The organism is Sorangium sp. So ce145 (assembly GCF_051525985.1).
Taxonomy (GTDB): Bacteria; Myxococcota_A; Polyangia; order Polyangiales; family Polyangiaceae; genus Sorangium; species Sorangium cellulosum_B.
Genome location: NZ_CP150315.1, coordinates 917,575 through 940,702, shown reverse-complemented (window position 1 = coordinate 940,702; position 23,128 = coordinate 917,575). Strand labels below are relative to the sequence as shown.

The following is a 23,128-nucleotide window of genomic DNA, read 5'->3' as shown; positions in this document are numbered from 1 at the left end:
GTCCTGCCGCAGGCCGCGCCATGCCGTGGTGAGCCGTCCTGTCGCGCGCCCCGCCACGCCCGCCGCGCCCCATCCCGACGCCTCCCAGAGCGCTGCACCGGGGCACGAACCCGTGTAGAGAACGCTCATGACCCGAGATGTTCGTCCTGGTACGGGGACCCTCTCCCGCCCGTGCCCGTGCGGCTCGGGGCGCTCGTACCGCGAGTGCTGCGCCCCCTGCCATCTGGGCGATCGCGAGGCGCCCGACGCCGTGGCGCTGATGCGCTCGCGGTACGCCGCGTTCGCGGTCGGAGACACCGCCTACCTCTGGCGGACGCTGCACATGGGCCACATCGACCGCGGGCGCGACAGGGACCAGGTGCTCCGCGAGCTGAAGGTGACGATCCACCACCACCGGTACCGGGGCCTCCAGATCCTCGACAGCCTGCAGAGCGGCGACTCCGCGTCGGTGCTTTTCCTCGCCAAGATCTTCGAGGCGGGCGTCGATCGATCGTTCGTCGAGCTGTCCGATTTCCTCCACGACGGCGAGGGCTGGCGCTACCTCCACGGCGTCGCCATCCCGCGCGCCCGCATCAGCATCCCGCCCGACGAGCTGACGATCGCCCGGTTCTCGTCCTTCGCCAGCTGACCGACCCTCGCCGGCCGAGCGGGCGGCCGATGCGCCTCAGCCGGCCGGCGTGCCCGACGCGCGGGCCTCGTGCCAGCCCATCGCCTCGACCACGGCGCGGTTCTTGTCCATCCACACCGCGATGCGCTCGCGCGTCGTCCGGTAGGCGTACTCGAGGATGGCGCGCCGCGCGCGCAGGTTGGCGGGGTTGTGGAGGAACAGCAGCGCGTCGTTCTGCGCGGGCTCGAGCACGAGGACCTGCATCTTGCCCTCGGCGAGCGCGCGCCCCACCGCCTGGTGGAGCCGCGCGTGCGCGCCGATCCGCATCGCCTGGTTGAAGATCCAGAGCATGCCCTTGTCGCGCACGCTCTCGCGCACCCCGTGCCCTGTCGGGACGGGGCGGTGCGCGGTGGAAACGGGCACGAGCGGGCTCACGACGATCGTGAGCTCCACGCCGGCGGCCTGCGCGAGATCGAGGTGCGCCACGTGGCCCAGCCCGCCGTCGAGGTAGTGGCGGTGCTCGACGCGCACCGGCGAGAAGAACAGCGGGAGCGCGAGCGACGCCGCGCAGGCGAGCGACACCGGGACGTGGTCGAACCCCTCGGCGCCGAAGACGACGCGCTCGCCCGAGTCGAGGTCGTGCGCCGGGATGCGCAGCGTCCGCGGCATCGCGCGGAACGAGTTCGGGATGCCGCGCCGCAGGAAGAACTCGCCGAGGAACCGCTCGTAACGATCGAGCTGGAAGAGCCCCGCGGGGAGCGAGTCGTTGAAGCGATCGAGCTGCTCGAACAGGTACTGCTGCGCCGGCGCGTTCGGGGTCGCGTCGCCCCGGGTCGTGAGCCGGACGATCGCGTGGCGGAGCGCGACCAGGCTGGTGCTGAGCGCGCGCCGCCACTCGCCGACGTCGAGGTGGAGGAGGTGGCTGCGCTCCAGCGGGAAGAAGTTGTCGACCGGATCGAGCAGGGCGCGGTAGAGCCGCTCGATCGGGATGCCGCCCGCCAGGGCCGCGGCGACCGCGGCGCCGCTGCCGTGCCCGAGGTAGAGCGAGAAGCTCTGGTTGTCGATCCCCTCGACGCCATCCTCGAGCGCCGCGAGCGCGCCGATCTGGTAGAGCGCGCCCGTCAGGCCGCCCCCCGGCAAGCAGAGGCTGACGCGCGCTCGCCTCGCCCCGGCGCGCGGGGCAGCGCGGCCCTCGCCGCTCGCGTCCACGGTCCCGGAGGAGCGGCCCTCGCCGTCCCCCGCTGCGATCTGCGCGGATCGGCTCGCGCCGCCGCCTTGGCTCCCGAACGCCGGCATCATGAGAGGTCCTTTTCCCTCGCGCGGGCCGCCCCCTCGGCGCGACGGCCGAGGACGCAGGCGAGCGCGGTCAACACGAGCGCGGAGGCGGAGCTCACCGCCACGAGCCACACCGGGCTCGCCGCGGCGTCGGGCAGCGCGGCGCCGGCGGCCGAGGGCGCGCCGTCGGCGGCCCCCGCGCCCGCCGCGGAGAGGAGCGAGAAGCACTGGATGGCGTTGTAGGTGCCGTGGAGGAGGATGGACGGCAAGAGCGAGCCGCTCGCGACGCGGAGGACGCCGAGCGCCGCGCCGAAGATCCCGATCGGCAGGAACTTCTGCCACCCGACGTGGGCCACCGCGAAGAGCGCGGCCGTGATCGCGATCACGAGCGGCGCGCGGTGCGTCCAGCGCAGCGGGCGGACGAGCGCTCCCCGGAAGAAGACCTCCTCCAGCGCGGGGCCGAGCACGATGAAGATGAGGCCGAGCGCGGCCCGCTCGGGCGCGCTCGCGTCGACGAAGACCCGGACGAGCTCGGCGTCGTCGATCCCCGACGGCCAGCGCGCCTCGATCGCCGTGTAGAGCGCGGCGATGGGCCCCTCGAGCGCGAAGCCGAGCGCGATCGCGAGCGGATAGAACGCCACGTGCGTCCCGCGCACGCCGAGGAACTGCCGGATCGACGCGCGCGGCGCGTGCACCTGGAGCACGCCGAAGAGCCCGAGCAGGTACGCCGCGGCCTGGCACGCGAAGCTGCCGATGACGTCGAGCTTCGGCGCCGCCCGGAACGAGCCCGCGCCGTCGAGCGCCGGCTCCATCCGGAAGGAGGAGATCAGGCCGAGCAGGAACAGGAACAGCGCGGTGACGCCCACGGTCCAGCCGATGGCCCCGGGGATCGACATCGGTCGCTCCTCGCCGCCTCGCCGGGCGAGCGGACCGGGCCCTCCGCCGCTCGGCGGAGGGCCGGGGGTGCCGTGCAGATCGCTCATCGACCTCGCAGATAAGGCAGGACGCCCCGCTTCACGACCGTGTCCGTGCCGAGGCGATCGCTCGTCTCCGGGTAGTCGATCGTCGTGTGCAGCCCCCGGCTCTCGTGCCGGGCGGAGGCGCAGCCGACGATGAGCTCGGCCACGGTGGCGATGTTGCGCAGCTCGAGCAGATCCCGGGTGACCAGGTGCTTCCAGTAGTACTCGCGGATCTCCTCCTGGAGCAGGGAGATCCGCCGGGCGGCGCGCCGGAGGCGGGCGTCGGAGCGGACGATGCCGACGTAGTTCCACATGGTGCGGCGCAGCTCGTCCCAGTTGTGGGCGACGACGACCTCCTCGTCGCTGGCGACCGCGTTGCCGGCCTGCCACTCGGGCACATCGGGGAACGGGCTCTGCCGGAGCTCGGTGATCTGGGTGCCGAGGCGCGCGGCCGCGCGCTGGCCGAAGACGAGCCCCTCGAGCAGCGAGTTCGAGGCGAGCCGGTTCGCGCCGTGGAGCCCCGTGCACGTGCACTCGCCGATCGCCCAGAGCCCGGGGATCGTCGTCCTGCCGTAGAGGTCGGTGGTGATCCCGCCGCACATGTAGTGGGCGGCCGGCACGACGGGGATCGGCTGCGCGGTGATGTCGATGCCGTAGCGGAGGCACTGCGCGTGGATGGTCGGGAAGTGCTCGCGGACGAAGCTCGCGGGCCGGTGGGTGATGTCGAGCAGCACGTAGTCCGAGCCGGTCCGCTTCATCTCGAAGTCGATGGCCCGCGCCACGATGTCGCGCGGCGCGAGATCCTTGCGTGGATCGTGGCTGGCCATGAAGGCCTTCCCGTCCGGCAGCCGGAGGATGGCGCCCTCGCCGCGCAGCGCCTCGCTCACGAGGAAGCTCTTCGCCTCCGGGTGGAACAGGCACGTCGGGTGGAACTGGTAGAACTCCATGTTCGCGATCTCGGCGCCTGCCCGGTAGGCCATGGCGACGCCGTCGCCCGTCGCGACGTCGGGGTTCGTCGTGTAGAGGTAGACCTTGCCTGCGCCGCCGGTGGCGAGCACGGTCGCCCGCGCGAGGTAGGTCTCGACGACGTGCGGCTTCGAGGCTGGCCGGTGCCTGGGCGCCGGCCGCTCCGAGTCGCGCTGCCGCGGCCCGTTCAGCGCGGCGTCGGTCTCGTCGAGCACGTAGGCGCCGGCGCAGATGTCCGGCCCCCCGAAGCGGGAGAGCGGGATGAGGTCGATCGCCGTGTGGTGCTCGGCGAAGCGGATGTTCGGGTTCTGCCGGGCCTGCTCGAGGAGCGCGCGCTCGATCTCGAGGCCGGTCGCGTCGGCGGCGTGCACGATCCGCCGCGCGGAGTGCCCGCCCTCGCGCCCGAGGCGCACCTGGCCGTTCTCGTGATCGAACTGGGCGCCCCGCGCGATGAGCTCGCGCACCCGCTCGGGCCCCTCCCGCGCGCAGATCTCGACGACCACCTCGTGACAGAGGCCCGCCCCCGCCTCGAGCGTGTCGGCGATGTGCGCCTCGGGGGAGTCGTCCGGGGCGAAGACCGCGGCGATGCCGCCCTGGGCGTACTTGGTATTGGATTCGTCGCGCGCGCGCTTGGTGACGATGATCACCTCGCCGTGCTCGGCCGCCTCGAGCGCGAAGGTCAGCCCAGCCACACCGCTACCGATGACGAGGAAATCGGTCGTTATCGCCACGGCCAGGAGGGTAGCAGGAGCGGGGCGCACGGAGGTAGGCCGTGGTGCGCTTCCTGCGTGCGATGGCGCTGCGGCCGGGCGTTCGGGCGGGAGGCCGGCGTGGCCGGGGAGAGCCGAGCGCCGGCATGAGCCAGCGCGAGGCGTGGGCGCGCGCACGGGCTGATCGCGCTCATGGCTGAGCGCCTCGGCCGTTGTCGACGCGCGCCGGGGCGCACGTCGCGCGCGCGGGCTCGCAGCGCGAGCTCATGAGCGCAGTCCATCCATCAGAAGGCGCGACTCGCGAAGGTGCGACTCGCGCAGCAACTCGCGAGACGCAGCGAAGATGCCCGAGATGCGGTGTTCTTGCACAACACGACAGGTTCCCGGACAGCCCATCAGAGCCAGCGTCCCCCACACCCTCTGGTCGACTCGCTCGATCCGGCCCCTTCGTGAAGGGGCCTCTCGCTCAAGCGTCCTCGCTCCTGCGGTGCACCGAGGGCACGAGCATCAGCTTGGGGCGACGCCTGCTTCGCGCTTTGGGACCACCTACCGGGCGTTGGTTCTTCGCCCACACGAGGCTCTGCGACGCGGGCAGTCTGGGCCCTGACGGCGGCGCGAGCTCCTCCGCCGCCGCTTCGCGAGCTTCCCGCTCTGCGATGCAGTGCACGCAATACTTCTCGGGATCCCAGTCGATGTCCTCGAGACCCAGCCTCCGTACCCACATCCGCTCCCACTCCCCCATCTTGCTCAAGCTGGGGCGCTTACCAGAGGGAGGAGGGTCGTCTCCGCGGGACCTTCGGTGCTTCGGCATGGGGCTCCTTGAATTCGGGCGGCGCCCATTCTGCCGGCAACGAATGAGCTCGCCAAGGGGTTTCTTCGAATCAGGATTGCCGTTTTGCCGAGTTACGTTCCGCCGTCAGAAATTGCCACGAAATCATACCGCCTCTCATTTTTTCTGAAGCGCTCACCGCGATCAGCAGTCCAGCGGGCTCTGCTCGCCGCTCCCCCTCCCCGGGCAGTCCGCCGCAGCCGCGGGGTTCGCCGCTGCCTCCGCTCGCTCCGGCGCCGGCCTGGCTCCCGGGAGGATCGGCGCCCCCCCTTCGCGCCGTCACCTTCGCCCACAAGAATGCTGCCCACCCCGGCCCGTGCTCGGCCCTCCGGGCCTGCGCGCGCTCCGGCGCTGCTGCACCGCTCCTCCTGACGAGTTCAACCCACAGACCCCGCAACACGTGCCAGGACGCACATTGCCTGCTCGGGCTCGCCGTTCTCATGAGCGCAGTCCATCAGCAGGCTCGCCGCCAGCCGCAGCTCACGGTGCGCTGCGAGGATGCCGGCGATGCGCTGCTCGGACACCGAGCCCCAGAGGCCCCCCGAGCACGCGAGGAAGATGTCGCCCGGCTCCGTGTCCTCGACCTGGGCCGTCATCTCCACCGCCGCGTCGCAGCCGAGCGCGCGAGTGGCCGCGCTGGCGTGTTGCCCCAGCACGGCTGGGGCATCCGGCGAGGAGGATCTGTCCAACGCCCCACCGTCGAGCGCCGCATCCTCACGCGTTCGCGCCTCCAGCTTCCCCCCACGGAACCGGTAGATGTGCATATCGCCAGCGTAGGCGATATACGCCGTCCCGGGCGCGAGCAGCACACCGGCGAAGGTCACCTGCACGCCGCTCGGCCCCGGCCCCGGACGTTCATCCTCGGAGCGACCTGTTCGGCGCGGGCTCATCATGAGCCGCACTTCGTCCCGGCACAGCGACGCAATCATCTCACCAGCACCAAGGTCGTCCACGCTGGCTGCGTCGACAGCGGGATACACCATCTCGATCGCCGTGCGGGAGACGACCTCTCCGCCAGGCCGGCCCGTGACCAGGAAGAGCCCCAGGCAAGGCAACTCCCCAGAGCGCTCCTCGTTGCTCGCACGGCGCCTCGACACGAGGGCCTCCGCCCCTGCCTCGATGGCGATCGTCGGACGCACCATCCTCCACCTCGCACGCCCGTCGCAAGGACGAGCCGAGTCAGCGCGCACCATGCTCGTGGTGCGCCGGTCTCCAGTTCTGTCGCCCAGCGCGCCGCGCCGCCGCCGTGCGCCCTCTCGGCGTGCTCAGGCCATCAGCGGCTGCTCGCTCGATCTGGGAGCTCGCGACGGCACCTTTCGCTCAGGCGCTCAAAAATCATCGCGCACGAGACGCGCCAGTCGCACCATCTTCAGCAGCAGCCGCCTGCAGCGGCCCTTGCTCCGCCTGCTTCGCCTACCCGCCCTCGGTGGAATCTTCTCCCGCCCAGGGCTCAGCCGCAGCTTCGGTCGGCTCCCCGACCGTGCGGCAAGCTCCTCCATCACCGCTTCCCAGGCCGCTCGCTTCGCGATGCAGTGCTCGCAGTGCAGCTCGGGGTCCCACTCCACATCCTCGAGACCCAGCCTGCGCACCCACATCCGCTCCCACTCCCCCATCCCGCTCGGGCTGGGGCTGGGGCGTCTCCCGGAGGGAGGGACGTCGTTTCCATTGGAATTCCGGCGCATCGGCAGGGCGCTCCTTGGATCGAGCGGCGCGCATACTGCCGGCCACGAACGGGCTCGCCAAGCGTTTTCGTCCAGAAATCGATATCTTTCGACTACTTACGCGCAGCCAGGCCGGATCGTCACAAAATCGTACGGTCGTCCTCACTTTCTCCACCGCTCGCCGGTGGAAGCAGTCCAGCGGGCGCGGCTTGCCGCTGTACCCGTCGCCTGCGGGGGATCCGTCGCCTCCTCGATGGCGCGTCGCGCGATCGTCGGGATCGCCTCCGCCACACTTCGTGGTGGCAGGCGGTACCGTCGACGAAGCCGCCCGCCGCTTCGTCGCTCACTTACGGAAACTCCTGCTCCGCCGCCGCCGTGCCTTCCGCGCCCGCGTTCTCCGACACGTTGTTGCTGCCACCGGGCCCCCCAGCGCCTGGCGTGCCGGGTTGCAGCATCGTCTGCCCTTCCTGCTTCACCGCCTCGCCTCGGTACGCGATCGCGAACGACGGCCCGCCGAGGCCTCCTCCGCCGGGGCCGCCGTTACCTCCCTGGCCTCCCTTCCCTCCATCGCACGCAGCCTTCGACCCGCTCACGCCCACGCCGCCAACTCCGCCGAGACCACCGAGCCCGCCAGGCTGAAGGTCGCCCCCCGCGCCTCCCTTGCCTCCGTTGCCCGCCTTCAGCATGCAGTCCTTCAGCGTCACCTTCCCCTCAACGCTCGCCAGCGCGATGCTCGCTCCTCCCGCTCCGCCGCCTTCGCCGGGTAGCCCGCCGCAACCACCGGGGCCCCCGCTGCCTCCGCTCGCTCCTGCTCCCGGCATGGCCCCCGAGCAGATCGCCGCGCCGCCCTTGGCACCACCGCCTCCGCCCCCACCTTGCCCGGGCGTGCCCGCTTTGCCGGAGCCGCCGCTCACGCCCGTGTAGCCGGATGAACTCAGCGAGCCGAGACCACTCGCAGCCTTGCCGAAATCACCCGGCGTACCGTCGGCGCCGCCATCGCCCGTTCCGTTCGGTTCAGGACCACCGCAACTCCAAGCCCCTGCCGATGGTTCTCCGACACCTGCCGCCCCAAATGGCCCACTCTGACCTATCTGGCCGGCATCGCCGTTGTTTACCCTGCCAGCGCCGCCCCCTCCGCCGATCGACAACGCTCCGCCACACGCATTTTCGATCTGGGCTCCTCCCGGTAGCATGGTATCGGGTGCTCCTGAGGTGTCCAGATCAGTGCATGCATCGGTCCCCGCGTTCCCAGGCGATGCCTGGGCCGGCACTTCGCTCGGTGCATCCTCTCCCTCCGCACCATCCGCTCCGTTCCCCGCGACCAGCTCGCACCGCGCCAGCTCCGCCGTCGCTCCGTCCACCAGCACCGCGATCGACGACGTGCCTGGTACCTGCGCATCCGCTGCATGCACAGACACGTCCTCGATCCTCGCCGGGCTCTCGCCCCGCGTCACCTTCAGCGCGATTCGCTCTTCCCCCTCTTCCCCGGGCGCCACGACCGTCTTCGCCGTCTCGCCGATCCAGACCCAGCCGTTCGCGCAGTCGAGCCCGCCGAACACCGCCGTGCCCGCGGGGATCTCCGCCGCTTTTACGAATGTCTCTGCGCACGCGTACACCGCGCCTCCCTTGTCCGCTGCCCGCTCGATCGCTGCGCTCAGCGTCTTCACGGGCTCGGCCTTCGTCCCGTCACCCGCGTCGTCGCCGCTCGCCGACACGAACACGCCGCACGTATCGCTCACGGAGGACGTCGACTCGCTCGGAATGCACCCTTCGGGCGTGCCACCGGCATCACCGCCCGGGAAGTGACCGCACGTGAGCAGGAACTCGCAGTCGTCGTCGAGCCCCGTCGATAGATAGTCGCAGCCGCTCGCAATCACCGATGCGGCGCTCCAGCTCATCCACCACGTCAGCCGCCTGTTCTTCATTCAGCTCACCCTCGCTCCACTCACCACGATCCCACGACGAAGACACCGCCCCCGCCTGCGTATCTCTGCGGCAACACGCGCAGCGCGCGACCCGTCGAAGCGGCGCGTTGAGGCCACAGCGCATACGTGGCTGCGGCGATCGCCAGCGCCCCCGACACCGCATAGCCGACCACGGACACCGTGCCGAAACGAGCCGCGCGTCCCGCCTCACGCTCCACGTCGCGGCATCTGTCGATCAAGTCACTCGGCGGCTCGATGCACCGTGCATGCACCTGCCGGATCTCCGCTCGATGTCCATCCGCGTCGCGCCGCGCATTTCTCGACGCCACCGTCATCCCGATCCCCACGCCGAGCCACACCGCGCTCGCCGCCCCCAGCGTGATCACCGGCACCCAGTTCCTCTTCGGCGGCGGTGGCCGCTCCACCGGCATTGCAGGCGGATGCTCCACCACCGGCGCAGCGGCCGTCACGCCCGTATCCCCCTCCGCCGTCGCCCCCGCCGCCTGTGCCTCGCCCTTCGCGAGCACCATGGCCGGCTCCATGTCCCTGGCCTCTCCTTTCCTCGAAGCCGTGACAGTCGACGAGCCGCACTCCTGGCCCCACGCAACGCGCGTTGGTGTGCAGCACAGCACGAGGGTCACAAGAAGGCTGCCCACCCCCGGCCCGTGCTCGGCCCTCCGGGCCTGCGCGCGGTCCGCCCCTCCCATGTCCCGCGCTCCGCGCGGGACGGGAGGGGCCCCCTGTACCACGGTGACGCTCGCTCCGGCGCTGCGGCTCCGCCATCGGGCCGCGCCTCGAAGCTCTCCCGCTGCGCAAAAACGACCTGCTGCCGGGCTCCCTTCAGCGACCGTCGGATAACATCCGCTCTCGCGGCCCGACGCAGAAGAAGTCAGCAGATCAACGGTACCTCCGCCCGCGCCTTGGGCAGTCCACTCGGTGGTGGTGAAGTTGTCAGCGCCGGGGAGCCCACCGTGCCGCGTCTCCGCGACAAAAGAGTCCCTATCACCCCGGCACGGGGTGCGTCCAATCATTTCTTGTCTCTCCTTCAGCTCAGCTGCTTGCGGCGCACAGCGCTGGTCCGCCACGCCTCCGCATTGCGTTCAGCTATGAAGACTTCTCACTCATCCTCACCGCGCTGCTCACTTCACTCGCCACAGCTCGCATTGCCCATGAAGCTCCAATATTCTCCGCCCATGCTCGCCTCGTCGACATTTCCCCACCCAGCACCGAGTCTCCGCCCTCGCCCGCTGTGCCCCCATGAAGTTCACCAAGGGCTTTCTTCCGAAACCGAAGCTTTTTCACCCAATTACGCGCAGCCGTGCGGGATTGTCGCGGAATCGTACTGTCGTCTTCACTTTCTCCACCGCTCGCCGGTAGCAGCGATCTACGAGGCTCTGCCCACCGCCGCGCACGTTATCCGCGGGCACACCTCTCCCCTTCGATGGCGCTTCGCGCGATCGTCAGTTCCTCCTTCCGCCGCGCTTCTCGGGCCCGTAGGCGGCGCCATCGACGACGCCGCCCGCTACCTCATCGCTCGCTCACGGAAACTCCTGCTCCGCCGCTGTCGTGCCTTCCGCGCCTGCGTTCTCCGACACGTTGTTGCTTCCGCCAGGTCCCCCGGCGCCGGGCGTGCCGGGTTGCAGCATAGTCTGCCCTTCTTGCTTCACAGGTTCGCCTCGGTACGCGATCGCGAACGACGGCCCACCGAGGCCTCCTCCGCCGGGGCCGCCGGGACCGCCTTGACCTCCCTTCCCCCCATCGCACGCATTTTTCGAGATGCCGACCCCCGTGCCGCCGACTCCACCGAGCCCGCCGGATCCGCCCGGCTGAAGGTCACCGCCGGGGCCTCCCTTGCCCCCCTCGCCCGCCTTCAGCGTGCAGTCCTTCAGCGTCACCTTCCCCTCCACGCTCGCCAGCGCGATGCTCGCTCCGCCGGCGCCGCCGCCTTGGCCGGGTAGCCCGCCGCAACCGCCAGGGCCGCCGCTGCCGCCGCTCGCCCCAGCTCCCGGCATGGCGCCGGGGCAGATCGCCGCCCCACCCTTCGCGCCGCCGCCTCCGCCTCCGCCTTGACCTGGCTTGCCCGCTCCACCGGCTCTGCCGCTCACGCCCGCGTAGCCCGACGAGCTCAGCGTGCCGAGACCAGTTGCGGCGAGACCGGCGTCGCCCGCGGCGCCGTTGTCACCGCCCTGACCAGTGCCACCGGCAGCACAACTCCAGTCGCCTGCCGCCGGCTCTCCGGAGCCTGCTGCGCCAAGGGCGCCTGATGCACCGATGTCGCCGCCAGTGCCATTGGTTACATTGCCATCACCGCCACCACCGCCAATCGACAGCTCCCCGCCGCACTCGTTGACCACCTGGGCGCCCCCGGACAGCGTCGTGTCTGGCCCCGGCGTGCCATCGAGATCGCTGCACGCGTTCGTTCCGGTATTCCCGGGCGACGCCTGCGCCGGGACCTCGCTCGGTGCATCTTCTCCCTCCGCACCATCCGCTCCGTTCCCCGCGACCAGCTCGCACCGCGCCAGCTCCGCCGTCGCTCCGTCCACCAGCACCGCGATCGACGACGTGCCTGGTACCTGCGCATCCGCTGCATGCACAGACACGTCCTCGATCCTCGCCGGGCTCTCGCCCCGCGTCACCTTCAGCGCAATTCGCTCTTCCCCCTCTTCCCCGGGCGCCACGACCGTCTTCGCCGTCTCGCCGATCCAGACCCAGCCGTTCGCGCAGTCGAGCCCGCCGAAGATCGCCATGCCCGCGGGCACCTCAGCCGCCTCTTTAAACTCCTCCGCGCACGCGTACACCGCGCTCCCCTGCTCCGCCGCCCGCGCGATCGCCTCGCTCAGCGTCTTCACAGGGTCCGCCTTTGTCCCGGCGCCCTCGTCGTTGCCGCTCGCCGACACGAACACGCCACACGCGTCCCCTACCGCCTCCGTCGTCTCGCTCGGCACGCAGCTCGCTGGTGTCCCGCCGCCGCTGCCAGCTTGAACGAAGTAGTCGCACGTCACCATCCGCTGGCAGTTCCCTGTCACATCGAGCCACAGCGCATCACAGCCGCTGGCCATGATGGCGATCGCCGCAGTCGCCCATACCCGCTGCTTCGCTTGGATTCTCATCTTCTTCTCTCTGCAGCTCGTCACCAGACGCCAAGCAGGGTGACCCCTGCGCTTTGAGCCCCTACTTCAGGCAGTACGCGCAATGGCGCCGCCACGCGCGCCTTGGGCCGCGGCCACAGGGCATAAGTCACCGCGGCGACGGCAAGCACGCCTGACGCTGCAAACGCGACTCGTGCCCCATTGCCGAACGTTTCCTCGCGCGAACCTGCGTCATACAGCTCCGTGCAACGATCCACGAACGCGCTCGGCGGTCGCTTGCACTGCCCGCCTGCGTCGATGATCGCACTTCCCTGCGCGTCGACATCATCGCTCGCAGCATTCGACGCCACCGTCATCCCGATCCCCACGCCGAGCCCCACCACGCTCGCCGCCCCCAGCGCGATCACCGGCACCCAATTCTTCTTCGGCGGCGGCTCTACCGGCGCCGCCGGCTGCCCCATCAGCAGCGCACCCGCCGTCGCCCCCGCCGCGCTCGTGCCCCCGTCTGGCGTCGTCCCCGCCGACGCCCGCGGCGCGGCCTTCACCGGCGTTATCGCCAGCTTCACCTCCGCCGTCCCTCCCTTCGCCACACCCACCGTCTGGCTCGCCGGCTCGTAGTCCAGATGCGTCGCCTCCACCCGGTGCTCGCCGGGGTCGACGAACACCTCCCCTTCCAGCGGCGCCCGCCCCACGCTCTTGCCGTCCACCAGCACTTCCGCTCCCGCTACGGTGACCGACACCTTGAGCGCACCCACCTGTGCTCGCGACTCCGCGAGCCACTGCTCCGCTCTCGGCTTCAGCTTCGCCACCGCCTTCAGCAGCGGCCAGTTCCTCAGCGCAAACGAAAGGTACTGCGCTGCTTCACGGTGTTTCTGCAGCTTGTATTCCGTGTTCCCGAGGTTGTACGCCACGTCGAACGTCGGGTTCAGCTCCCAGGCCACGAGCAGCGCCGCCTCGGCTTCTTGGTACTTGCCCTCCAAATAGAGGGACTTCGCTTTGTCGACGAGCGCTTCGGCGCGCTTCGCCGCGTCGGCGGCGCTAGCAGGCGCCGTCCCTGGCGCGGCCGACGGCGCGGCTGGCTGTGCGGCAGCGATAGCGGGGTCGGCGATCAAGGTCGCAACGGTCAGCACTACAGCAAGCGATCGGCTGGTCATCATCATGGCTCCACGCGGTCTCACTCCATCCATCCTTCGTCTTGTGGCCGCTCCGTAGGCGCAGGCGCGACCGGCGCCTGCGGAACGTGCGGCGCCGCACGCGTCGGCCGCGCGGGCACAGGCGACACCGGCGCTGGCGGCGCCGGCGGCGCTGGCGGTTGGCTCGCCGTCGCGGTGTCGTCGAGGCTTGGCTCGACCGCCTCCGGCGGTCCCGGCACCTCTGGCGCCAGCAGCTCCGACGCCGCCGGCGGCGCCTGCGTGCTCGGCGCAGGCGCCGCGCTCGGCGGCGGCACCGGCCCCGGCTCTTTCGACGGCTCCTCTCGCCCCAGGATCCTCGCCAGCACGAACGGGCCGCTCACCGCGATCACCGCGAGCACCACCATCAGCCACGTCGGCATCCACTGCCGGCGCTTTCCCGTCGACTCCGTGGCGGCCGGCGCCTTCGGCACCGCGACCGGCGGCGGCGTCACCGGCAGCAACGACGATGGCAGCAGCGCCTTGTCGATCGGCGGCAGCGCTCGGTCCGCCCACTGGCTCTGCACCGGCATGCCCTGCTGCTGCATCGGCATGCCCTGCTGCTGCATCGGCATGCCCTGCTGCTGCATCGGCACGCGCTGCTGCTGCATCGGCGCGCCCTGCGGCGCCGCCGCGCCCCCGAACACCGGCACTCGCTGCGTCACCATCGCGCCGCCCGCATGCACCGGCGTGCCCTGCTGCACCGGCACTCGCTGCGTCATCGTCGCGCCGTGGTGCGCCGCCGCCACCCCGTGCTGCACCGCCGCGCCGTGCGGATGCGCCGCCGTCACCTGCGGTCCTGCCGGCTGCTGCGCCGTCGCCGGAAACGGCGGCGGCACAGCTTGCGCTGGCACCGCTTGCGCCGGAAACGGCGGCGGCACCGCTTGCACCGGCAGCGGCGGAGGCCCCGTTCGCTCCTTGGCCAGCGCAGGCACCACCGGGAACTGGAACAGCGGCTGCCCCGTCGCCTTCTGCTGCTGCATCTCCGTCAGCGCGCGGTCCAGCTCCGGATTGTTCTGCGCCTGCCGCAGCTTCCGCTCCGCAACCTCAGGATCCGCCTCGCGCCGGATGCTCTCGAGGTCCGGCAGGTACTGCCGGATGTCGTCGCTGTCCTTGTTGCTGCCCATCGAAGACCTCTCTCCTCAGCGACCACACACTAGAACGGCCTGCACCCCGCCGTGGCGCACGGCCCGGCTGGCTTCGCGCCCTGTTGCTTCGCAGGCGCCGCCGGCTTCGCTGGCGCCGCCTTCTTCCGCTCCTCGATCACCCTCAGAAACGACGGCTTCTGACGCTTCGGCATCGGGTAGAACTCCTCGTCGTCCTCCGTCTCCGCCGCTGCCTTAACAAGCGCTGCCTTCGCCGGCTCTGCCTTCGCCGCCCCTGCCGCTGCCTTCGCCGCCTCCGCTTGCTCCTTGGAAGCAGGCGCCTCGACCTCCGCTGCCGCCCCTGTCTTCTCCACGGCTCCGGCCTCCACCGCCGCCTCGGCCGTACTCGCCGCCGCGCTACCCGTCGCCTCCGGCACGGGCACCGCCGCGTTCTTCTCGGGCGGCGGCGCTGCAGCCGCCGCGCTCTCGGCCGGCGCCGCTGCCGCTGCCGCCGTCGCGCTCTCCGCCGCCGCCGCCGATGCCGCCGGCTCTCCTGTCACCAGCGCCGGCGCCGTGTCGCGCGCCGAGCGCAGCCCCAGCACCGCACCCACGCCTCCCAGCGTCAGCGCCAGCGCCACCACCGGCGCCAGCACGTACGCTCTCGGCGCCCGCCTCGGCTGCGTCAGCAGCGCCGCCGGCGTCGTCGGCGTCGGCGTCTCTTTCCTCAACGCCTCCACCGGTCCCGCGCTCGGCACCGCTGGCCGCGCCGCGCTCGGCGGCGCCGTTCCCGGACGCGACACCTCCGTCGCCAGGAGCTGCGGCGTCACGTACGGCAGCTCCACCTCCTGCGGCGGCTGCGGTGCCACTCGTCGTGCCTCCCTCAATGGCACCGCGTGCTGCGTCTCCATCACCGGCAACGGCGGCGGTCCACCATACCCCTGCGCCCCCACGTGCGACGCCGGCCCGCCGTACGACGGCGGCATCGGCGGCGGCGGTCCCCCATACGCCTGCGGCATCGGCGCCGGCCCACCCTGCGCCTGCGGCATCTGCGCCCGCCCACCGTGCGACTGCGGCATCGGTACCGGCCCCGCATTCGCCTGCGGCATCGGCGGCGGTCCCGCATACGCCTGCGGCATCGACGCCGGCCCGCCCTGCGCCTGCGGCATCGGCGGCGGTCCCGCATACGCCTGCGGCATCGGCACCGGCCCTCCGTGCGTCTGCGGCATCGGCGGCGGTCCCGCATACGCCTGCGGCAACGACGGCGGTCCACCGTGCGACTGCGGCATCGGCACCGGCCCCGCGTAACTCCCCGCCCTCACCTCCGCCGGCGGCTGCGGCATCGCCGCCGCCCCCGCTCGCTGCGCCATCCGCTCCGCCCACGTCCCCCCGAGCTTCGCCGTCGACTCTAGCGGCTTCAGCGCCGGCAGCGGCTCCGTATGCCCCACCCCCCGCCCCCGCGGCACCCTCGACGCCGGCGCGAACGGCAGCGCGCTCGCCGGCGCCACGAACTGCTCCAGCGGCGCCGTCTCCCCGTGCACCACCCGCCGCGCCCGCTTCTCGCCCTCCTGCCGCGCCTCCTCCGTCTCCTCCTCCCCCGCCCGGCCCGCCGCGCCCTTCTCGTCCTCCACCGGCGCGCTGTCCTCCAGCGCCACACCCGCGAACGCAGCCTGCCGCTCCGCCTCCATCCGCTCCCGCGCCAGCCGCTGCGCCAGCACGTGCCCCGCAGGCACCGTCTCTCTCAACAGCCCCCGCAGGTCCCGCGCCACGTCGTCGAACCTCGGATACCGCTCCTCTCGGTCGATCGCGATGCACCGCGCCACCACCGGCCACACGAACTCAGGGCAATCCGGCACGATCTCGTGCACGGGCTCAGGCGCAGCAACAAGGTGCCCTGTCAGCGTCTCCTCCGCCGTCGCTGGCTCGCTGTCGTCCAGGAACAGGTGCTTCCCCGTCAGCACCTCATAAAAAATCGCCCCGAACGCGTAGATGTCCGTGCGCCCATCCGGCCTCGCCCGCTCCACGCGCTCCGCCTTCCTCGAGCTCGTGTACAGCAGCTTCACCTGCTCCGGAGAGATGTACCTCACCGTCCCCACGTCCGGCAGATCATCGGTGTTCATCCCCCCGTCCGCGAACTTCGCTATCCCGAAGTCCAAGAGCCACACGTGCCCTTTCGCGTCCGCCTTCGTCCCCACCATGATGTTCTCGGGCTTCAGGTCGCGGTGCCATATCCCCTTCGAGTGCACGAACGTCATCGCGTCCGCCACCTGCAGCATCACGTGCATCGCGCTCAGGAAGTCCAGCCGGTACGCCTTGTTCAACAGCTTCCTCAGCGTCCTGCCCTCGAGGTAATCCATCACGATGTACGCCACGTGTTCCGGCGACACACCCGCCTTCCTCATCCGCACGATGTTCGGGTGCTTCAGCTTCGGATAGAACTTGCACTCCTGCCGGAACCGCCTCGCGAAGTCCTCTCTCTTCAGGTGCCGTGGCAGCATGCACTTGATCGCCACCACGTCTTCCGAGTAGTCCTCCACCGCCTTGTACACTTCCCCCATCCCACCCGCGTCGATCACCTCCGTGATCCGGTAGTCCAGGAACACGTCCCCGGCCTTCAGCGCCTCCCGCGCCATCACCACACCCCCATCCCGCGAAGCACCAGCGCCGCGATCGCCGAGAACACCGCGGTGCTCGCGAGCGTCAGCCCCGCGAACAGCCACGCGTCCACCGGCGCCTCCCCCGCCTCGACCGCCCCGCCCGCCACGCCCCCGCCGGCCCTCACCCCGCTCGTGCCCTCCCCCACCGCCTCGAACCACGCCCTGCTCTGCGGCCCCCACCCTGCCTCCGCCTCCGGCGCCCGCCCCGCTCTCCAGCTCCCTCCCCCCTCCACCAGCTGCCCCGCGATGCGCCCGAGCTCCGCCGCGAACGCCTCCGCGCTCTGGAACCGCTCCTCCGGCCGCTTCGCCAGCGCCTTCAGCACCGCCCGGTCCAGCTCCGCCGGGATCGGCTGCGCCGCGTACCGGGACGGGAGCGCCGGCGCTTCGAGCACGTGCGCGCGCAGCACCCCCAGCGCGTCCTCGACATGGGCAAACGGACCGTGCCCCACGACCAGCGTATACATCAGCAGCCCGACCGCATACACATCCGCCCGCGCGTCCACAGGCTGGCACTGCGCCTGCTCCGGCGAGGCCGTCCGCGGCGTCCCCACGAGCAGCCCGGCCTCGGTCGGATACGCCGGCCCGTCCACCGCGGGCGGCGCCCCCGGCGCCGCGCCGGCCAGGGCGCCGTCGAGCACCTTTGCGACGCCGAAGTCGAGCACCTTCGCGACCCGCGTGTCGCCCGGCGCCGCCGCCCCGGGCGCGCACAGGAACACGTTGTCGAGCTTCACGTCACGGTGGATCACCCCCACCCGGTGCGCCGCCGCGAGCCCCGCCAGCACCTGCCGCACCAGATCGATCGCCTCGGCCACCGGCAGCGGACCGCGCCGCTGGAGCTCCTCCCCGAGCGTCCACCCTTCGAGCCGCTCCATCACGAAGTACGGGCGCCCCGACGGCGTCTGCCCCAGATCGAGCACCGCCACCACGTGCGGCGACGAGACCGCCGCCAGCGCCCGCGCCTCCACCTGCAGCCGGTCCGCGAACCGCGGATCGTGCGCCAGCGCGCGGCGGACCAGCTTCACGACGACCCGCTTCCGGAGCGCGCGGTGCTCCGCCTCGACGACCTCCCCCATGCCCCCGCGCCCGAGCCCCCGGAGCGCACGGTAAGGGGTCCCTTCCAGCACATCCCCTGCGGCGCCGGAGGGCCCTGAGCTGTCTGACGTGCGGCGTGCCACCACCGGCGAGGTCTCCTGAGATGGAAATCACGACGAGGGGGCCCGTTCAGACAAAGAAAATGCACGGGCGATGTCGATTCCTGAAAAACGACGTCGATTCGAGGTGTTACCCCCACCGAGGCCCGGCTCGCCGCTCGCCCCGGTGCACGGTCCAGGCTCGCCGCCCGCCGCGACCTCCCGGGGCGCGACAAATCGATCCCGGCGTGTCGCTTTCCTTGTCTGAACCGGCCACCCCGCAGTGATTTAGGAGAAGGAACGGGCGCCGCACGCACGCGGGCCCCCTGCGCGAGGTCCCATGACGCACGACGCATCCGACCAGCACGACGACCTGGAGCCGCCCGGCGACGCCGATCCCATCGTGGAGGCCTGTCTCGCCGACGCGCTCGGCCCGTACCTCGGGGTGCTCTCCCCCGAGGAGCTCGAGGATTACCGCAGGTTCCTCACGGTCTTCATCACGACCCACCCGGCGGCGGCGCCGCTCCACGCTCGCTTGCGGGCGAAGGGCTACGTCCCGGCCGGGAGCGGCGCGATGGCCCGCGAGGGCGGAGGCGCGAGCGAGGAGGCGGCGGCGCCCGACGACGGGACCTCCGGCGGGCGGCATTGATCAGGGACCGGCGTCCTCCTCCTTCATCTCACCCTCCGCGGGAGCGCATCATGGCGGCGCTCCCCCTCGCTCGCCGCGTCGCCAGGGCGACCGCGCGGATCTACGGCGTGCGGACGCGCCAGGGCATCGAGGACTGCGAGCAGACGGCCTACCAGGCCCTCCTGGAAGCCGGGCTCGGGTTCGATGAAACACGCGGCGTCCCCCTCGGCATCTATGCCTGGAAGCGGGTCGCCGGCGCCGTGATGCGGCAGCTGACCCGCGACGTGCCGATCCGGCGCGCCGGCGCCGCCGCCGCGCTCGACGCGGCCGAGTCGGTGCGCGACACCGGCGATCCGTTCAGCGACGACGACGACGACGCGTCGGGCCAGCTCATGGGCCATTGCCGGACGCTCGTCTTCGCCCGCTTCGTGGGGGACGCGGGCGAGCGGCGCAGGGCGCACCCGGAAGACGCGCTCGCGCGCACGCGCGCCTTCGAGGCGCTCGCCGGGGCGCTCCGCGGCCTCGACGAACGGGAGGCGCGCCTCATCGAGCTGCGGTACTGGCAGGAGCTCTCGTGGGCCCAGGTCGCCGCGGCGCTCGGCGTCCACGAGAAGTACGCGACCCGCATGGACGAACAGCTGCGGAAACGCCTCCGGGGCGATCTGCAGGCGAGCCACGTCGAAGAGCCGCCGCCGAGCGAGCGGACATGAACGGACCTCCGCGCCGGACCACCCGAGCTTCCGGCGCGAAAGGCAATTACAGGCGATAACACCGAGCTCCCCCTCTCGAGTCGAAATAAGCTCCAATTGAGCCGTAATCGAGCCGCGGCGCCCCTCCCGGACGCGCCCTGGACCGACTCGAAATCTCGCGCCGCGCAAAAGAGCATTTACAATTCCCATCCTGCCTGAGAGCGTGACGAATGGTGCATTCCCCGGCGCATCGCCGGAGGACAACCAAGGAGGCACCATGGCCCTCAAAGACCTCTCTCCTCGTCAAATGGTCCAGATCACCGGCGCATGGCTCGACCCGGAGCGCGAAAGGCCGCGCCTCGTCTCGCTGAAGCGGTGTGCCCCGCTCATCGACGATATCGAGGAGGCGCACGAAGGCGTCTTGAAGTCGCACCGGCGGCAGAAGAAGGCGGACGACCAGATCTCCGAGATCCAGCGGAAGCTGGTCGCGACCGATCAGATCCATGATCGCAAGGCCCGCGGCGCCCATGCGGTGCTCACCGGCTTCGCCGATCTGGCCGACGATCCCGAGGACGCGGCGATCTACCTCGAGATCCGCGATCAGCTCTTCGCGGATGGGCTCAGGTTCATCGGGGCGAGCTACAGCGATGAGGCGGGCGAGGTGAAGCTCGCGCGCGACCGGCTGACGCCGGAGTCCAAGGCGGCGCTCAGGGCGCTGCCGACGCCGGGGGGCAACCTGCTCAAGGCGGTGCAGGCGTGGTTCGCCGCGGGCGACGAGCTCGGCAAGCTCGACGCGCAGCGGATCCACCTTTCGGCGGAGGACCGGCCGGGAGCGGCCGAGTCGCCCGGCGGGCAGCTCCGGGCGCGCAACCGCTGGATCAAGGTGGTGCGCAGCGTCCTCCAGATGCTGGAGCTCGAGGGGGCGGATGAGGAGACGGCGCGCCGGCTGCTCGCGCCGCTCCAGCGGGAGACGGCCAAGGCCGAGCGCCGGCGCTCGGGCGGCAAGGAGGAGATCGACGTGGAAGGCGGCGCGCCGCCCGACGCCAACGAGCCAGCGATCGACGAGGGAGCCCCGGCGACCGGCATGGATTGACGGGGCCACCCCTCCGCCGGGCCCTACGGGCTCACTCGATCCGTCAAACAGCCCCCTCCGCCGGGCCCTACCGGCTCACTCGATCCGTCACCAACCCCCTCCGCCGGGCCCTACGGGCTCACTCGATCCGTCACCAACCCCCTCCGCCGGGCCCTACCGGCTCACTCGATCCGTTAAACAGCCCCCTCCGCCGGGCCCTACGGGCTCACTCGATCCGTCACCAACCCCCTCCGCCGGGCCCTCCGGGCTCACTCGATCCGTCACCAACCCCCTCCGCCGGGCCCTCCGGGCTCACTCGATCCGTCACCAACCCCCTCCGCCGGGCCCTCCGGGCTCACTCGATCCGTCACCAACCCCCTCCGCCGGGCCCTCCGGGCTCACTCGATCCGTCACCAACCCCCTCCGCCACCTCCTCACAACGGATCACCTCTGTCTCCCCGCGCGCCGCGAGACCCCTCACAATGGGCCCGCGCCCTTCGAATAGGCCGTCGCGTCTGCTTGACGCACCACGTCGGCGCTGCCATGACCGGCTCCCTCCGCCTCGGGCGTGCTGTTTCAGCCGCGCGCGCCGGGTCCACGCATGGGGCCGCCGGCCCGGCTGCCGCAGGCGTGGCGCGTCCTTGCCGAGGCGGACTACGCTCTGCGTTACCACACAGCAACAGGAGCCACCGAGCCGTGAAGATCCTCGTTCCGCTCAAGCGCGTCGCCGATCCGGATAACGCGAACAAGGTGAAGATCCCCGCTTCCGGGGACAAAATCGAGACGACCGGGCTCGAGTGGAAGCCGAACCCGTTCGATGAGTACGCGCTCGAAGCGGCGCTCCGCCTGACCGAGGACGGCAAGGCGCCGAAGACGCGGGCGGGCGAGGTCGTCGTCGTCACCTTCGGACCGAAGGAGACCGAGCAGACCCTCCGCGCCGCGCTCGCCACCGGCGCCGACAAGGCCCTCCGGGTCGACGTCACCGACGACAAGCTCGACGGCGACCTCGTGGCCCGCGCGCTCAAGACGCTCGTCGAGCGCGAGAAGCCCGACGTCGTGCTCATGGGCAAGCAGGCCGTCGACGGCGACTCCAACCAGGTCGGCCAGATCCTCGCCGAGCTGCTCGACTGGCCGCTCGCCACGTTCGCCGCGACCATCAAGGAAGAGAAGGGCGCGCTCCTCGTCGGCCGCGAGGTCGACGGCGGCGTCTCCACCCTCCGCGTGCGCCTGCCGGCCGTCGTCACCGTCGACCTGCGCATCGTCGCGCCGACCAGCGTCTACTCCCAGAAGACGGCGCCCGCGTTCAAGTACAACGACGGCGTCCGCTTCGCGGCGCTCCCCGCGATCATGGCCGCCAAGAAGAAGCCCCTCACCGAGGTGAAGCTCGCCGACCTCGCCGCGGACCAGGCGCTCAAGGTCCAGTACACCGCGTTCCAGCCGCCCCCCGCGCGCAAGGCCGGCATCAAGGTGAAGGACGTCAGCGAGCTCGTCTCGCGCCTCAAGAACGAGGCGAAGGTCCTCTGACGGGGCGCAGCGAGACGAGACGGGACAAGAGGTCGATGACATCGAGGGTGCCGCCGACGCGGACCCCGACCCGCAGCGGCGGGTCGTGCAGGAGGGATCATGGCTGACGTTCTCGTGGTGGCCGAGGCCGCCGATGGAAAGCTGAAGAAGACGACCCACTCCGCGGTCACGTTCGCGAGGCAGGCGGCGGCGGCGCTCGGCGGGACGTACTCGATCCTCGTGATCGGCGACGCCCTCGGCGACGCGGCCGCCGAGGCCGCGACGCTCGGCGCGGCCAAGGTGCTCGTCGCCCAGGCGAGCTCGCTGAAGGACTACGTCGCCGAGCGGTACGTGCCGACCGTCGCGGCGGCCGCCAAGGGCGCCGCCGTCGTCGTGGGCACCGCGAGCGCCTACGGCAAGGACCTGCTCCCGCGCGTCGCGGCGCGGCTCTCGGCAGGGTTCGCGAGCGACATCTCCGAGCTGCTCCCCGAGGGGGGCAAGCTCAAGTACAAGCGCCCCATGTACGCCGGCAACGCGTACGGCATCTGCACCGTCTCGACGCCCGTCCAGGTCGTGAGCGTCCGCCAGAGCGCGTTCGCCGCCGCCGAGCCGACCGGGTCGACGTCGCCGATCGAGCAGGTCGCGGTCGTCCCGCCGAGCGCGGCGGCCGAGCGCGTCGAGTTCGTCTCCTTCGACCAGGTGAAGAGCGAGCGCCCCGAGCTCACCGAGGCCAAGGTCGTCGTCTCCGGCGGCCGCGCCCTGAAGGAGCGCTTCAACGAGGTCCTCGACCCGCTCGCCGACGTCCTCGGCGCCGCCGTCGGCGCCAGCCGCGCCGCGTGCGACGCCGGCTACGCCGCGAGCGACCTCCAGGTCGGCCAGACGGGCAAGGTCGTCGCCCCCTCGCTCTACATCGCCGTCGGCATCTCGGGCGCCATCCAGCACCTCGCCGGGATGAAGGGCTCGAAGGTCATCGTCGCCATCAACAAGGACGCCGACGCGCCCATCTTCCAGGTCGCCGACTACGGCCTGGTCGCCGATCTCTTCGCGACCGTGCCCGAGCTCGTGAAGCAGATCCAGGCAGCCCGCAGCTGATCCTCGCGCGACCGGCCCCGCCGGGGTGCACCTCGTCCGCCCTCCAGGGATGCGGGCGTACCCCGGCTCACCGGATGAGTCCGTC

General features: G+C 71.5%; 17 protein-coding genes. 6 read left to right on the top strand and 11 right to left on the bottom strand.

Annotation, left to right across the window (positions count from 1 at the left end):
• Positions 1-127 precede the first annotated feature (127 nt).
• Complete coding sequence (locus WMF34_RS03480; protein ID WP_437992412.1) at positions 128-628, top strand: YchJ family protein; 501 nt, start codon at positions 128-130, stop codon at positions 626-628.
• A 36-nt stretch (positions 629-664) separates the two neighbouring features.
• Here WMF34_RS03480 and WMF34_RS03475 read toward each other — a convergent pair whose 3' ends face one another.
• The 11 genes from WMF34_RS03475 to WMF34_RS03425 form a co-directional block, all read right to left on the bottom strand.
• On the bottom strand, positions 665-1,906 hold the full coding sequence (locus WMF34_RS03475; RefSeq protein WP_437992411.1) for a patatin-like phospholipase family protein: 1,242 nt from the start codon (positions 1,904-1,906) through the stop codon (positions 665-667).
• Complete coding sequence (locus WMF34_RS03470; protein ID WP_437992410.1) at positions 1,903-2,778, bottom strand: CPBP family intramembrane glutamic endopeptidase; 876 nt, start codon at positions 2,776-2,778, stop codon at positions 1,903-1,905. Before WMF34_RS03470 ends, WMF34_RS03475 begins: the two co-directional genes overlap by 4 nt.
• Positions 2,779-2,861: 83 nt before the next feature.
• Positions 2,862-4,538: an L-aspartate oxidase gene (locus WMF34_RS03465; RefSeq protein ID WP_437992409.1), complete on the bottom strand. Its 1,677-nt coding sequence runs from the start codon at positions 4,536-4,538 to the stop codon at positions 2,862-2,864.
• A gap of 1,185 nt (positions 4,539-5,723) precedes the next feature.
• Positions 5,724-6,488 (bottom strand): PP2C family protein-serine/threonine phosphatase, encoded by a 765-nt coding sequence (locus tag WMF34_RS03460; RefSeq protein ID WP_437992408.1) that lies wholly within the window; start codon positions 6,486-6,488, stop codon positions 5,724-5,726.
• An 866-nt stretch (positions 6,489-7,354) separates the two neighbouring features.
• A complete protein-coding gene (locus tag WMF34_RS03455; RefSeq protein ID WP_437992407.1) occupies positions 7,355-8,932 on the bottom strand; it encodes a PGRS family protein in 1,578 nt (525 codons plus the stop codon).
• Positions 8,933-8,952: 20 nt separating this feature from the next.
• The gene (locus WMF34_RS03450; RefSeq protein ID WP_437992406.1) at positions 8,953-9,462 is read right to left on the bottom strand and encodes a hypothetical protein; all 510 of its coding nucleotides are present in this window, start codon (positions 9,460-9,462) and stop codon (positions 8,953-8,955) included.
• A 1,008-nt stretch (positions 9,463-10,470) separates the two neighbouring features.
• A complete protein-coding gene (locus WMF34_RS03445; protein WP_437992405.1) occupies positions 10,471-12,042 on the bottom strand; it encodes a PGRS family protein in 1,572 nt (523 codons plus the stop codon).
• Between the two features lie 20 nt (positions 12,043-12,062).
• Positions 12,063-13,181: a PEGA domain-containing protein gene (locus WMF34_RS03440; RefSeq protein ID WP_437992404.1), complete on the bottom strand. Its 1,119-nt coding sequence runs from the start codon at positions 13,179-13,181 to the stop codon at positions 12,063-12,065.
• Positions 13,182-13,195: 14 nt separating this feature from the next.
• Positions 13,196-14,317: a hypothetical protein gene (locus WMF34_RS03435; protein ID WP_437992403.1), complete on the bottom strand. Its 1,122-nt coding sequence runs from the start codon at positions 14,315-14,317 to the stop codon at positions 13,196-13,198.
• 29 nt (positions 14,318-14,346) lie between these two features.
• Positions 14,347-16,905, bottom strand: coding sequence for a protein kinase domain-containing protein (locus WMF34_RS03430; RefSeq protein WP_437994604.1), 2,559 nt, complete (start codon positions 16,903-16,905; stop codon positions 14,347-14,349).
• Positions 16,905-18,107 (bottom strand): serine/threonine-protein kinase, encoded by a 1,203-nt coding sequence (locus WMF34_RS03425; protein ID WP_437992402.1) that lies wholly within the window; start codon positions 18,105-18,107, stop codon positions 16,905-16,907. Before WMF34_RS03425 ends, WMF34_RS03430 begins: the two co-directional genes overlap by 1 nt.
• 292 nt (positions 18,108-18,399) lie before the next feature.
• Between WMF34_RS03425 and WMF34_RS03420 the strand changes: the two genes are divergently transcribed.
• The 5 genes from WMF34_RS03420 (at position 18,400) to WMF34_RS03400 (ending at position 23,043) form a co-directional block, all read left to right on the top strand.
• On the top strand, positions 18,400-18,708 hold the full coding sequence (locus WMF34_RS03420; protein ID WP_437992401.1) for a hypothetical protein: 309 nt from the start codon (positions 18,400-18,402) through the stop codon (positions 18,706-18,708).
• Between the two features lie 50 nt (positions 18,709-18,758).
• The gene (locus tag WMF34_RS03415) at positions 18,759-19,397 is read left to right on the top strand and encodes a sigma-70 family RNA polymerase sigma factor (RefSeq protein ID WP_012233264.1); all 639 of its coding nucleotides are present in this window, start codon (positions 18,759-18,761) and stop codon (positions 19,395-19,397) included.
• A gap of 256 nt (positions 19,398-19,653) precedes the next feature.
• Positions 19,654-20,469, top strand: coding sequence for a hypothetical protein (locus WMF34_RS03410; RefSeq protein WP_012233262.1), 816 nt, complete (start codon positions 19,654-19,656; stop codon positions 20,467-20,469).
• Positions 20,470-21,144: 675 nt separating this feature from the next.
• The gene (locus WMF34_RS03405; protein WP_012233261.1) at positions 21,145-21,972 is read left to right on the top strand and encodes an electron transfer flavoprotein subunit beta/FixA family protein; all 828 of its coding nucleotides are present in this window, start codon (positions 21,145-21,147) and stop codon (positions 21,970-21,972) included.
• 99 nt (positions 21,973-22,071) lie between these two features.
• Positions 22,072-23,043, top strand: coding sequence for an electron transfer flavoprotein subunit alpha/FixB family protein (locus tag WMF34_RS03400; RefSeq protein ID WP_437992400.1), 972 nt, complete (start codon positions 22,072-22,074; stop codon positions 23,041-23,043).
• The last annotated feature ends 85 nt before the right edge of the window (positions 23,044-23,128 follow it).